This window comes from Thiofractor thiocamini, from assembly GCF_055384375.1.
Window position 1 is genome coordinate 1076655 of record NZ_AP042389.1, and the last position, 13838, is coordinate 1090492.

Consider the following 13838-nt stretch of genomic DNA (forward strand, 5'->3'; position numbering starts at 1 on the left):
ACATGAATGTCAGCATAGTTGGAAAGCAGTTTGATTTGACTGATGCCATAAAAGATCATATCACATCAGCTTTTGCATCACTTGAAAAGTACAACCTTGACATCATTTCAGCAAGAGCTGTCGTAACTGCAGATGAAAGAAACGGTAAAAAGGGTTTTAGTGTCGAGTTTATCATAACTCTGCCTAACAAAAACAGTGTTGTTATAAAACAAAAAGATAAAGATGTATATGCTGCCGTTGATCTTGCGATCGACAGAGCGAAAAAAGTCTTAAGAAGACACAGTGACAAAACAAAAACAAGAAAAGCCGAATCTCTTGAAGAGATACAAGCTCAAAAAATCATAGAAGAAGAGAAAAAAGCCTATGAAGAACTCGCCGATGAGATCATTCCGGTGGAATTGGATCTTTACAAGCCGACCGAACTTGAAGAAGCTCTTGAAAAATTAAAAGAGAGTGACAAACAGTTTTTGGTGTTTAACGACATGGACAACCACATGAGAGTCCTTTTCAAAAAAGGCGACGGTAAATTTGGTCTTTACTAAGATTAAGCTCTCTTAGGAGAGCTTAATCACTTTCACATACTGCCAACTTGACAACTTGTCATATTATCCGATATAATGTTTATCCATCTTACAAAAAAGGCTTAATTATGCAATCCATTCAAGTAGGTCAATTTAAAGCTGAATTATCTTCCATACTGGAAAAAGTCCAAAATTCCAAAGAAACTTTTGTCATAGAGTTTGGTAAAAAACATAAAAAGATAGCTATGTTGGTGCCTTATGAAGAAGATAAGAAAGTCCGTAAATTTGGGCAACTTGAGGGGAAGATAACCATCCCTGATGATTTTGACGATGAAAATGCAGATATAAATGAAATGTTTTATGGAAAACAGAAGTGAATATCATCATAGATACTCATATATTTTTATGGTTGGCTACCGATACCAAAAAGATAAGTATCGATCATATGAACTACTTAAAAGATTTGAACAACAACATTTATCTAAGCTCTATAAGCATAGCTGAGATAGCGATAAAAAAATCTATCGGTCATTTAAAGTTTGATGCGGATATCATGAAACTTTTAGAAGAAATGGATATAAATGTTTTAAACTTCGATACAAAAAGTGCTTTGATGCTTGAAGATTTACCTTTTTATCACAAAGATCCGTTTGACAGAATGATCATATCTCAAGCCATCATCCACAAGTACAAGATCATAACCGTAGATAACAAATTTAAATCATATGCTTGCAGTTTGCTGTGAGATTAATCTATCCTTGGCTTTTTTTATGATGTATTCATCACTAGACAAGTCAATCCACTCAAACATTTTTCCGCTTTGAAGTTTTCCATCTACCACATCACCGCTTTTTCTAAACTTAAGATCCAACTCCGCTATATCAAAGCCGCTTTTTGTTTTTGCAAACTCTTTTAATCTTTTTGAGTTTTTATCGTTTGTATATAAAAAACAGTATCCATCCAACCCTACTCTACTTACCCTACCTCGTATCTGATGAAGTGTGGCAAGTCCAAGTCTTTCAGCTCCTACTATGACTACAGTAGTAAGTCTTGGAAGTGAAATGCCGACTTCTATGACAGTCGTGGATATGAGTATGCTTCCATTTTTTTGAAAATTTTCAAGTACTTCGTCTTTTTCTTTATCTTTTCCATAAGTTACGAAAACATTCTCATATCTCTTTTGCCAATACTCCTTGGCTTCATCTATGGATTGGTAATCTATACTCTCACTCTCTTCTACAAGCGGGTATATGATGGCGATTTGATGATCTTTTTTTATCTCGTTTTCAATATGTCTTATAAGGGATTTAAATTCGCTCCTGCCGATTATCTTTGTTGTTATATGTTTTTCAAAAGGGATCTCCTTGATAAATGAGTAATCCACCAGCGAAGAGTTTATCATAGCAAGAGTTCTTGGTATAGGTGTCGCACTAAATTGCAAAAAATGAGCTCTTGAAGTCTTATCTCTTGAAACAAGATTTTTTATCATTTCTCTTTGATTGACACCAAACCTGTGCTGCTCATCTACCATCACAAGATCACATTTTGGCAAATCTTTATACAAAAGTGCATGAGTTCCCACTAAAAAGTCATATTTGTCCAAATCAGATATCTTCTCTTTGGATGTCACAAGAGCGATTTTTAGATATGAGGGTAAAAACTTTTTAGCTTCAGCATATATCTGATTTGCAAGGATAGAAGTCGGTGCCATCAAAACCGCTTTTTTAGGATAGGCAAGCATAACAGCAGATAGTATCACCATAGTTTTACCGCACCCCACATCCCCAACCACAACTCTTTTGGAAGCAAGCCCACTATGAAAATCTTTTTTTATGTCATTTATGGCTCTTAACTGATCGCTTGTGAGTTTAAAAGGAAGTTTCGATGTAAGATCGCTTATGTCACCTTCGAGAATGGTACTTGCTTTGTAAGCGGTTTTTTTGGAGCTTAATTTTTTTAAATGATTGTAAATCTCTACAAATTTCAGTATATCTACTATCTCTTTGCTTTCTTTTTTTCGTAAAAATTCATGTGTCGGAAAATGAAAAGTAAGAAGAGTTTTTGCCTCTTTTTCGCTCAATCCCTCTTTTATAAGAGAATCTTTGTTAAGATAAGTCAATACGAGTCTTTTTAGAGTTTGATTTTTAAGAGGTGTTTTATACTTTACATCTATCTTGTTAACCTCAGATATCACTTTAGGTTGGATGATGGATAGTTTTCCAAAATTATCATCAACTTTTCCTTTGATAAATACCCTACACCCGACACAAAAAAGCTTTTCATGAAAAGGTTTTGGATGAAAAACGATACCCTCCAACTCTTTTTCAAACTTCAAGGAGAAAAATCTGACTTTTAAAAATTTTGGAACCCTTTGACGACTTAGAACTTCTACTTCTAAAACATTCTCTTCTTTTAAGACAAGAGAATCGCAAAGAAAATTGTCTTCATACTTTGAAGGGAGTATCAAAGCCAAGTCAAGCAGTGGCCTGACCCTTAGTCTCTTGAGATACTCTTTGTCACTGCTTGCGAACACTGTTTTACTTTGTAACTATACAAAAAGATAACTTTTCTATCTCCTTATGAGCTTTTATAAAGTCATTTAACTCTTTCAGGGTTAATTTTTCTATCTTTTTTAACTCTTCCAAAGAGTAGCCGAGTTTCAAGCCCCTATAATACTCAAAAAATGCTCTGTTCAATCTTTGGGAAAGTGTCTCAACCCTCAAAGGCTCACTTCCGCTTAAAAATTCTTTAGCAGCTTTCAACTCCTCTTGGGTAGCACCTTTTGCGATAAAATCATCTATAACTTCTTTGACCGATTTGACCGCTTCATCCTTGCTCTGCACTTTTGTCTGCAAGTATCCACTAAAATCACTGTATGATTTGTTGAGATTGACTCTTGCATATGCCGAATAAGCCAACCCTTTTTTAACCCTTATCTCCTCCATCATTCTGCTACCAAATCCACTCGACCCCAAGATAAAAGCAGCAACTTTGGCTTTATATGCATCTTCGTCGTTTACTTTTAGATAAAACGGTGCTCCAAAGTATACATAAGCCTGTTTTGTATCTTTTTTTATGATTTTATGCTGCTCTTTATCGCTTGCATTGTAAAACCCTACTTTTTCATAACTTCCGATATTTAAAACTTCAAGTATCTCTTTAGCCTTTTTAAGAGCCTCATCTTCACTTATATCACCACCTATAACCACGATAGCTCTGCTGGATACTATATGTTTTTTTACAAAACTCTTTACATCATCGAGTTTTAACTTTTCTATACTCTCTTTGGTTCCAAGCGAACTGTGTCCCAAAGGAGTTCCCTCAAAAAGCAGCTTTTTTAGTCCCACAGAAGCCGTATAGTCAAAATCATTCTCTTTGGATGAAATGGCTCCCAATGTCATGGTTTTTACTTTTTGAAAACTACTCTCACTTAAGTTTGGATCCCTTAAAAGCTTTGAGAGCATCTTACAAAGCATACCAAACTTCTCTTTTAACGAGCTTGCTTCAAAAACAAATGTCTCATTACCATTGTTTACATTTAGATGCAAAGCATTCTCATCGAGGATTTCCGCAAATTTTGTACTTCCTATCTCTTTTGTTCCTTCACCGTACATTTTGGAAGTAAAACTCGCCAAACCTTCATGTTTGCCATCTTCCAAAGAGCCTGAATTTCTAAATATAACCTCCAAAGAAACCAAAGGCAAGGAGCTATCTTTTTCATATATGACAGGTACTTTTACACCTGAAATCTCGACCTCTTTTACAACTGCACTCATCAACCATCCTTGTATCAAAAATATCATTATCAAAATCTGTTTCACTTCATTTCTCCATTTGCCGTTATCTGTAAACTTCCAAAATATTATAAGCTGTATCCCTTTTGGCGGGGATTGCGCCAATGTCCCTTATGAGTTTTATCATCTCTTTTTGATTCATTTTATTTGCCACGCCTGCAGCTGATACGACATTTTCTTCCATCATAGTACTGCCTAAGTCATTTGCCCCGAACATTAGTGCTAACTGCCCTATATAACTTCCCTGTGTCACCCATGAACTTTGGATATTTTTAAAATTATCTAGGTAGAGTCTACTTACAGCCAAAAGTCTTAGGTAGCGATTGGATGATGCACGATAGTTTACAATGCCTTCTTTTTGAAGTTTTGTATGATTTGGCTGAAAACTCCACATGATAAATGCCCTAAATCCGCCCGTTTCATCTTGAAGTTCTCTTATCCTTCTAAAATGCTCTACTATATCCTCTTCATTATCCACCGAGCCAAACATCATGGTAGCTGTTGTTTTCATACCCACTTCATGAGCAGCTCTGTGTATAGCTATCCATTCATCCGAAGAGAGCTTCTTAGGAGCTATGACATCTCTTACTCTATCACTCAAGACTTCAGCTCCGGCTCCAGGCATAGAAAAAAGCCCTTTATCATGTAATCTTTGCAAAACTTCTTTATAACTTATCTTTGAAATCTTCGCTATATAATCTATCTCAACCGCTGAAAACCCGTGTATGGTAATAGTTGGATAATGCGTACTTATCCACTCGACCAAATCTTCATACCACTCTATCTTTAGTTTTGGATGAACTCCGCCTTGAAAAAGTATCTGGGTTCCGCCGATATCCAAAAGTTCTTCTATCTTTTTACCTATCTCTTCAAAACTAAGCACATATGCATCGTCATCTTTTGCATGCCTGTAAAATGCACAAAATCCACAATCCACCCAACATACATTGGTATAGTTTATGTTTCTATCCACGATAAAAGAGACGATATTGTCCGGATGCAACTCCTCTTTTTTTATCGTAGCCAATCTTCCAAGCTCTTTCAAATCGGCATTTTTTATCAGTTCTATCGCTTCTTTGTCGGTTAATCTGTCATTTAGCATATTGATTGTATCATTCCCTCTCATAATTAACAATCGATGTTATGCACGATTTATGAGCATTGCAAATTTAAACGGAAAATTAGCGTTAAAAAAATCACACCAAACCCGAAGGGCGCTCCGCGTTTGTGATTTTTAGTTAATTTGGAGTGTCCGTAAGGTAAATTAGCACCGTGAATAAATCTTGCATAACATCAATTTATAATATATTATACTTGATATTTAGTTAAGGGACACTAAATGAAGCAAACTGTTTTGGTAGTTTTATTTTTAATGGTAGGGGTAGTGCTTTTTGAAGTAGTCTTGGAAAAGTTATTTGGATGAAATCACAAAAAAACCTGGGTTATCTTTATGCGATAGGTGCTTTTACATTTTGGGGATTGGTACCTATCTACTTTAAAGCAGTCTCTTTTGTTCCCGCTCTTGAAGTTTTGGCAAACAGAGTGGTTTGGTCGGTTCTATTTTTAGCTTTTTTACTCATCGTTACCAAGCAGTACAAATACTTGAAAAATATCTTAAAAAATCCAAAACAACTCAAGATGCTTCTTCTCTCATCCGCACTTGTTACTACAAATTGGCTGGTTTTCATCATAGCCATCAACACAAACCAACTAGTAGAAGCAAGTTTTGGATACTTCATAAATCCACTTGTTAGTATCTTGCTTGCTTTTATATTTTTAAAAGAGAGATTGGATAAAGTTCAAAGTTTTGCGGTCTTTTTAGCTTTTTTAGCGGTTTTGTATCAAATTTTTACTCTCAAATCATTCCCTTTTATAGCTTTGGCATTGGCATTTTCTTTCGCATTTTACGGACTTGTTAGAAAAAAAGTAGATCTTGTAGCAATGCCGGGGCTTTTCATAGAAACACTTTTGATGTCACCTGTAGCGATCTTATATATGATATATCTTAACTACACAGGCTATTCGCATTTGCACTTAAGCTTAGATCATTCTACTTTGTTGTTGATACTTGCAGGTTTTGTTACAGTCGTTCCCCTTGCATGGTTTAACGCCGCAGCCACGAAGATACCCTACTCTACTTTAGGTTTTATACAGTACATAGGTCCCACTTTGTCATTTTTACTTGCTTTGTTTTTGTATCATGAGCCTTTTGATACAGATAAGTTTATATCATTTTTCTTCATCTGGGTGGCACTTTTGATATTTAGCATCAACTCTTTTTACAAAACAAAGCAACAAAAACATAATCTTTAGATTTTTTATGTTATAATTATTTTAGAGACGCCCTTAAGTAGTTTATGTTTTAAAGAAGGTATCAAATGGAAAAAAACTTTGTCACAGATAATGTTTATATAGGAAGACAGCCTGTTCTTGACAAAGATAGCAATATAGTTGCATACGAGATACTTTACAGACAAAACAAAGTCTTCAATTTCTGTGACAGCGAACTTGACAACTTCGAATTAACAGCAAAAGTTTTATCCGTTGCTCTTAACAACATAGGTGTAAACAAGCTTATAAATAATAAAAGAGGACTTATAAACGTAAACGAAGAACTCCTAAACCATAGCATCATAGAAAATATACCCAAAGAAAAATTTTATCTTGAACTGTTAGAGTCAACGAAGATAACCGATACGCTCATAACCAAAATGGATGAACTGGTCAAGGAGGGGTATATATTTGTATTAGATGATTTTACATTCAGCAAAGATAATTTTGAAAAATACAAAGTACTATTTCCCAGGATCAGATACATAAAAGCTGACTTGCAAACAAACTCCATGTCAAACATGGAACAAATCGTCAAACATTTAAGCAAGTTTGATATAAGATTTTTGGCTGAAAAGGTTGAAACAAAAGAGGAGTTTGAGCAGTTAAAAGATATGGGCTATGAGCTTTTTCAGGGGTATTATTTTTCCAAGCCGGATATACTTGCAACCAAAAAGCTCGACCCTTCAAAAGTGGAGATCATAAATATACTCGGCATGATATATAACGGCAGTGATCTACCTATGATCATAAAGCGATTTGAAAAGCACCCTATCATAAGCATCAATCTACTCAAATTTTTAAATTCGGCATATTTTAGTTTCAAAAATGGCATTCACTCCATCAGACAAGCCATCACTCTTCTTGGCGTAAACAAACTGAAAAACTGGCTTATACTACTGCTGTATATCAATGATGGCAACAATCCGTATGAAAATCCTCTATTTGTAATGATAAAAAACAGATCGGATTTTATGCTCGAGATCTTAAGATATACAAAATTCGACACCGAACAAAACAGAGAAGAGATATATCTTACAGGTCTACTTTCAAAGATAGACTTGATCCTAAACAGTGACATTGAAAGTGCATTAAATGAGATGCATATAGATAAAAAGATACAAAAAGCTATCATGGATAAAAAAGGATTGGCGGGAGACATACTCTCTCTTGCCGAGGCAAATGAAAACAATGATATAGAACAGCTAGATAAACTTCTGGAAAAATTATCACTCTCACTGAAAGATTTAACAAACGCAAATTTAAAAAGTTATGAGATAAATTCGATCAAATAAGTGGTAGCAGAGGGGGAACTCGAATCCCCGACCTCCGGCTTATGAGACCAGCGCTCTAACCAGCTGAGCTACCCTGCCACAAAAAAGAGATAGAATTATATTTAATATTTGCTTAATTTGTGCTTACCTACCGAAAAGATTCAATATCTGCTTCAATGGCTCTTGGAACTTTTTGGGAACTTTTTTATCTATCACTTTTTCCAGCTTGTTTTTGATATATGATGATGTATTTATCTTTACTTTTGGGTGATGAATATCTCCTTTTATCTCTCCTTGGATATCTTTATCTTTTATCTTGAGTATGAAGGGTGCGTTTATAATCTGCTGCTTTGTATCGACCGTGGCAGAATAAATCTTAAAAAGAGTATTTGTAGAGTTCATATCATAAACGAATTTTATCATATCACCGTTTATAGTACCTTGCAGTAAACTGTTTTTGTACAACTCTTTGGTCATATCAAAGCCTGATAGCATAAAAACGGTATCGCTCAATTCATTTTTTATGATCCTGCCATCATCCAATACCACTTTAAAATTTCCCCTTTTATACTTTGGATTGTAAAACAGATCCGCTTTGCCGTCCGCATCGAAAAACCGTGGATACCCAAAGGTATCGGAGAGTTTGACTACACTGATACCCAAAGCATTTACCTTTATATCTCCGTTTTTATACTCATAAGTTGTATTGGTATCAAATACGTCCGTTTTTCCATCTGTTACAAATATACCGTCATACAGGTTAAAATCACCGTTAAATGTCGCATTTCCTTCCAATTGTCGTTTCGTTAAAAAGTAAAGCTTAGAAAGTTCCGGGATATTGGCGGTATATTTACCTTTTGTATTCAAACTTTTTATATCCGTATGTGCATCGGTTACATGCAAGGTTGCTGCCGAACTGTTTATATCGGTTTGAAAATCCATACCGTTATCTTTTATGTTGGCTTTATATGAAACTTTATATGAAAAATCTTTAGGTAACGAAATATTGAAATCTTTTTGAAAGAGGGTTTTATTTAAAATACCCTTGGTAACTGTTGCATTTATATCTCCGTTCATATCTTTTGAGCCTAAATGATCAAAATATGAATGAAGTTCTATATCGGCATAAGAGTATTTTGGAAGAGTTAGTATATAAAGTATCTTATCAAGTCTCAAATCCTGCGCGTTTACTTCTATCTTATCATTATATCCGACAGCTTTTAAGTTTCCTCCTAGTGAAAAAGTTGAAACCAGGTAACTTATGTCATCGCCCTCTTTTTTTACTCTTCCCTCAGCTTTGAAGCTTCCTAGAAGATCTTGTTTTATCACACTTTTTAAAAGTTTCAAGCTTGGAATGATCAATGAGTAATCACTGTCAAATGTTTGATTTTTTATATTGTATACGGTTTTTGTACTACTTAATTTAAAAATATTGCTTTTAAAATCTATAGTTGAAAGTGTTTCTTTCCCTCTAAGTGTAGTTTTATCTTTTGCATTAAATATAAAACCTCTTGGTAAAGTTATATTGAAATCTTTTTTAACCAGTATCGTATTGACACTTCCATATGGGATATTTATGTTCGCATTTCCTTGTAAATTATCAGGATTTAAATCGTCAAAATTTATATCTATATCTGCAATTCCTGAGATATAGGGAGGTTTGTTTAAAAGTGTAAGAAGTTGTGCTATCCTTGCTTTTTTCATATACAAGTGAAGGTTTTTCGCTTTGTAATCATCTATGGCGGTATCAAACTTCACTGATGAATTGAGCACCTTTCCCTCTCCTTTAACTTTGATATGCTTTATATCACCTGTTAACTTGCCTTTTATATCTGCATTTGTGCCTGTTTTTATGTATTTGGTTTTTACATTTTTAGCATTGATGATAAAGTCAAGATTGAAATTTTCTTTCCATATATCTATATCGCCGTTCAAGACAACTCTTATGTTTTTATACAGATATGCTTCCACATCCAAAAAATTAGGTCTCAAAGTAAAAGAGGCAAGTTTCAAGTCCACATCATAGTTTTTGGCTATATAACTGTTTATATATGGCCTTAAAAAACTGTTACCGGTATTGGTAAAAAGAAGTAGAAAGACTGATCCTATGAGCAACACAACAAATAGTAAAAATGCACTCAATGCTTTGTACATAAACTTTCCTTTTTATTTATCTTGAGTGTATATGACTAAAGATAAATGAATTTTATCATTAAAATCCTTGACTTTTTTCCAATATTTTAGTAAAATTTCAGCACTCAAATAAAACGAGTGCTAAAAATCACTAAAAAACATAGGAGGCTGATATGAATTTTCAACCATTAGGTCAAAGAGTCTTAGTTGAGAGGCTTGAAGAGCCTACCACAACTGCAACAGGTATAATTATACCCGATAATGCAAAAGAAAAACCTTTAACTGCGATAGTAAAAGCTATAAGCAAAGAAGTAGAAGAGGAAGGAAATATTGCAGTAGAAGATAAGATAGTATTTGCAAAATACTCAGGAACCGATATAACACTCGAAGGCAAAGAGTATTTGGTATTAAATACCGATGATATTCTTGGCGTATTAAAATAACAGGGAGGAATGAAAATGGCAAAAGAGATAAGATACAGCGATGAAGCAAGAAATGAACTTTATGCAGGCGTAAAAAAACTAAATGATGCAGTAAAAGTTACAATGGGACCAAGAGGAAGAAATGTCCTTATCCAAAAAAGTTTCGGAGCGCCGGCTATCACAAAAGACGGTGTTTCAGTGGCAAAAGAGATAGAGTTAGTTAATACCATAGAAAATATGGGCGCCCAACTTGTAAAAGAGGTGGCAAGTAAGACTGCTGATGAAGCAGGTGATGGAACTACAACAGCTACAGTTTTAGCTCATGCAATCTTTAGAGAAGGCTTGAAAAATATCACTGCAGGTGCAAATCCGGTAGAAGTAAAAAGAGGAATGGATAAAGAGGTTGAAGCTATCATAGCTGAGCTTAAAGCCATAGCAAAAGAGGTAAAAGATAAAAAAGAGATAGCCCAAGTTGCAACTATCTCAGCAAACTCTGATGAAAAGATAGGAAATCTTATAGCTGAGGCTATGGAAAAAGTCGGAAAAGATGGCGTTATCACAGTTGAGGAAGCAAAAGGTATCCAAGATGAACTTGAAGTTGTTGAGGGTATGCAGTTTGATAGAGGTTATCTAAGCCCTTACTTTGTAACAAATTCTGAGAAAATGATATGCGAGATAGACAATCCTTATATACTTTTGTTTGATAAAAAAATCACAAGTTTGAAAGACTTATTACCTGTTTTAGAGCAAATCCAAAAGACAGGAAAACCTCTTCTTATCATAGCTGAAGACATAGAGGGTGAAGCTTTGGCGACATTGGTTGTAAATAAACTAAGAGGCGTTTTAAATATATCTGCAGTTAAAGCTCCAGGATTTGGCGATAGAAGAAAAGCTATGCTTGAAGATATAGCTATCCTAACAGGCGGTCAAGTAATCAGCGAAGAGCTTGGAAGAACTCTTGAGAGTGCTACACTTGATGATCTTGGAAGTGCCGGAAGTGTTATCATAGATAAAGACAATACAACCATCGTAAACGGTGCCGGTGATAAAAGTGCCATAGAAGATAGAGTAAAAGTTATAAAAGCTCAAATCGAAGAGACTACAAGTGATTATGATAGAGAAAAACTTCAAGAGAGACTTGCAAAACTAAGTGGCGGTGTTGCTGTCATCAAAGTCGGAGCGGCAACCGAGACTGAAATGAAAGAGAAAAAAGATAGAGTTGATGATGCCTTAAGTGCTACTAAAGCCGCCGTTGAAGAAGGTGTTGTCATAGGCGGTGGTGCTGCTATCATCAAAGCCGGAAACAAAGTGGATCTTGGACTTGAAGGTGATGAAGCTATAGGTGCAGCCATAGTTCAAAGAGCATTGAAAGCTCCACTAAAACAGATAGCAGATAATGCCGGATTTGATGCCGGAGTTGTTGCAAATGAAGTAGAGAAAAACAGTGATGCAAACTATGGCTTTAACGCTGCAAGCGGAGAGTATGTAGATATGTTTGAAGCAGGTATCATCGATCCTGTTAAAGTTGAAAGAGTAGCTTTGCAAAATGCGGTATCCGTTGCTAGCTTACTTCTTACAACAGAAGCTACAGTAAGTGATATCAAAGAAGACAAACCAGCAGCCCCTGCAATGCCTGATATGGGCGGAATGGGAGGCATGGGCGGAATGATGTAATCATTCCTATTATCCTTTTTTTTCACACAAAGCCCCTTGTAAAAGGGGCTTTTATTCTTCATAACTGATGTGGTTTTCATTTTCATTTCATATTTCTTATATATAATTTCATCAAATTTTTAAGGAATGCAAGGTGAAAACCATCAATCAAGATATTTTCTTATCTTTAAACTCTTATGCCGGTAAAAATCATATACTCGATACTGTGATGATTTTAGCAGCACAAATGATGCCTTATCTTTTTATAGCTTTACTTTTTTATCTATGGTTTAGCAAAAGGAAAAAGGAAGCTTTATATGCAGGTTATGCTACAACTCTTGGAGTTGGGATAAACCTACTCATAGGCTTATTTTACTTTCATCCTCGCCCTTTTATGGATCATTTGGGAGTTACTCTTTTATCTCATAAAGCAGAGACATCTTTTCCATCAGACCATACAACTTTTACTCTATCCATCGCTCTTATGCTTTTAACATTCAAATCAACAAGACTTATCGGGGTTGTAGCAACTATGCTTGCTTTATGGTGTGGTATCGCCAGGGTTTATGCGGGTGTTCACTATCCGTTTGATATAGCCGGCTCTATCGTAGTTGCATTTGTAGCTGTTTTGGTTATAAGTGTATTTAAAAGCAGACTGGTAACTTTAAACAAGCTTATCATATCTATCTGGGATAAAATTTTTAAAGGAAAAAAATGAAAAAAATATTTAATAAACACAATATCATAGCACTATCTATGATAGCTATCGGACTTGGTGTCTTTTTGTATCCATGGCTTTTTAAAATGCCAAAGGTAATGGATCTTAACTATAAGAGTTTGCAAAAGATTAGAAAAACAGACTCAAACAGTAGTAAGTTTTCTTTTGTGGTTTTTGGAGACAATAAAAACTCTGTTTTTGCTTTTCCTAAGCTTATAAAAATGGTAAATAAAGAAAAGATTGCCTTTAGTGCAGAAACCGGTGATTTGATAGACAATATGATAGATGGAAACTCTGAATATAAAATATACTTAAAACAAATCAGCAAATTAAAACAACCTCTTTTTGTAGTTCCCGGCAATCACGAAACAGAAGGTATGAGTTCGGCTTATTATTATATTTTTGGCAGGGCTTATTATGATTTTAGTTACAGAGGTTCATATTTTTTGATGCTTGACGGGAGTCATGAAACAGGTATGGGAGATGCGGAGTTTGCATGGTTAAAGCAAAAACTTCAAAATGCAAAAAACTATAAACATATTTTTGTATTTATGCATATACCTCTTCATGATCCGGTAAAAGACTCTATCGTGAAAAGTCAATTTGATGAACCGTTTGCTTCAAAACTACAAAATTTATTTGACAGATATAAGATAGATATGATTTTTACAGCCCATCAGCATGGATACTTTACAGGCAAATGGGGAAAAACTCCATATACTGTTACAGGCGGAGCTGGAGCTGAGCTTGGCGGAGAAGATAAAAAACACTTTTTTCATCACTATGTTTTAGTAAAAGTAGATAATGACAAAGTAACATATCAAGTTAAACAAGTTACCAAACCTACAGGCTCTTTGATAGATGAATTTATACATAACTTAAAAGAGTTTGTCAGTATGTATGCACTTGCACATTGGGATTTGTTCCTTGCTATACTTGGTTTGTTGTATCTATTTGTGTATAATTGTTTTATAGCAAAAAGGAAGTTATAG

General features: G+C 34.9%; 13 protein-coding genes and 1 tRNA gene. 9 read left to right on the plus strand and 5 right to left on the minus strand.

The annotated features are described in order from the left end of the window. Nucleotides 1-2: 2 nt before the first annotated feature. The 3 genes from hpf (at nt 3) to ACZ47B_RS05355 (ending at nt 1266) form a co-directional block, all read left to right on the plus strand. The gene (gene hpf, locus ACZ47B_RS05345) at nt 3-542 is read left to right on the plus strand and encodes a ribosome hibernation-promoting factor, HPF/YfiA family (protein ID WP_464895648.1); all 540 of its coding nucleotides are present in this window, start codon (nt 3-5) and stop codon (nt 540-542) included. A 107-nt stretch (nt 543-649) separates the two neighbouring features. Further along, nucleotides 650-898, plus strand: a complete 249-nt coding sequence (locus tag ACZ47B_RS05350) for a type II toxin-antitoxin system Phd/YefM family antitoxin (RefSeq protein ID WP_464895649.1) — start codon at nt 650-652, stop codon at nt 896-898. Beyond that, a complete protein-coding gene (locus ACZ47B_RS05355) occupies nt 895-1266 on the plus strand; it encodes a type II toxin-antitoxin system VapC family toxin (protein WP_464895650.1) in 372 nt (123 codons plus the stop codon). The genes ACZ47B_RS05350 and ACZ47B_RS05355 overlap by 4 nt, the downstream gene beginning before the upstream one ends. On the opposite strand, the gene recG is transcribed toward ACZ47B_RS05355, so the two are convergent. From recG to ACZ47B_RS05370, 3 genes are read right to left on the minus strand one after another with little or no spacing between them, the layout of a single operon-like run. Further along, nucleotides 1243-3054 carry an ATP-dependent DNA helicase RecG gene (gene recG / locus ACZ47B_RS05360; RefSeq protein WP_464895651.1) on the minus strand — a complete coding sequence of 604 codons (1812 nt, stop codon included), beginning with the start codon at nt 3052-3054 and terminating at the stop codon, nt 1243-1245. The two genes, ACZ47B_RS05355 and recG, sit on opposite strands and share 24 nt — an antisense overlap. Before the next feature lie 4 nt (nt 3055-3058). Then, complete coding sequence (locus ACZ47B_RS05365; protein WP_464895652.1) at nt 3059-4342, minus strand: M16 family metallopeptidase; 1284 nt, start codon at nt 4340-4342, stop codon at nt 3059-3061. A 19-nt stretch (nt 4343-4361) separates the two neighbouring features. Then, entirely contained in the window at nt 4362-5417 is a 1056-nt protein-coding gene (locus ACZ47B_RS05370) for a dehypoxanthine futalosine cyclase (RefSeq protein ID WP_464895653.1), read from the minus strand. A gap of 317 nt (nt 5418-5734) precedes the next feature. Here ACZ47B_RS05370 and rarD point away from each other — a divergent pair, with 317 nt between their 5' ends. Both rarD and ACZ47B_RS05380 read left to right on the plus strand, forming a co-directional pair. Beyond that, a complete protein-coding gene (gene rarD / locus ACZ47B_RS05375; RefSeq protein WP_464895654.1) occupies nt 5735-6628 on the plus strand; it encodes an EamA family transporter RarD in 894 nt (297 codons plus the stop codon). A gap of 65 nt (nt 6629-6693) precedes the next feature. Then, nucleotides 6694-7941 carry an EAL and HDOD domain-containing protein gene (locus ACZ47B_RS05380; RefSeq protein ID WP_464895655.1) on the plus strand — a complete coding sequence of 416 codons (1248 nt, stop codon included), beginning with the start codon at nt 6694-6696 and terminating at the stop codon, nt 7939-7941. Between the two features lies 1 nt (nt 7942). Here ACZ47B_RS05380 and ACZ47B_RS05385 read toward each other — a convergent pair. Further along, nucleotides 7943-8019: transfer RNA gene (locus ACZ47B_RS05385), tRNA-Met, on the minus strand. Nucleotides 8020-8064: 45 nt separating this feature from the next. After that, entirely contained in the window at nt 8065-10074 is a 2010-nt protein-coding gene (locus ACZ47B_RS05390; RefSeq protein ID WP_464895656.1) for a hypothetical protein, read from the minus strand. A 152-nt stretch (nt 10075-10226) separates the two neighbouring features. Between ACZ47B_RS05390 and groES the strand changes: the two genes are divergently transcribed. The 4 genes from groES (at nt 10227) to ACZ47B_RS05410 (ending at nt 13838) form a co-directional block, all read left to right on the plus strand. Further along, nucleotides 10227-10496 (plus strand): co-chaperone GroES, encoded by a 270-nt coding sequence (groES, locus tag ACZ47B_RS05395; RefSeq protein ID WP_464895657.1) that lies wholly within the window; start codon nt 10227-10229, stop codon nt 10494-10496. A 15-nt stretch (nt 10497-10511) separates the two neighbouring features. Continuing rightward, the gene (gene groL / locus ACZ47B_RS05400; RefSeq protein ID WP_464895658.1) at nt 10512-12149 is read left to right on the plus strand and encodes a chaperonin GroEL; all 1638 of its coding nucleotides are present in this window, start codon (nt 10512-10514) and stop codon (nt 12147-12149) included. Nucleotides 12150-12282: 133 nt separating this feature from the next. Further along, a complete protein-coding gene (locus ACZ47B_RS05405) occupies nt 12283-12846 on the plus strand; it encodes an undecaprenyl-diphosphatase (RefSeq protein WP_464895659.1) in 564 nt (187 codons plus the stop codon). Continuing rightward, complete coding sequence (locus ACZ47B_RS05410; protein ID WP_464895660.1) at nt 12843-13838, plus strand: metallophosphoesterase family protein; 996 nt, start codon at nt 12843-12845, stop codon at nt 13836-13838. Before ACZ47B_RS05405 ends, ACZ47B_RS05410 begins: the two co-directional genes overlap by 4 nt.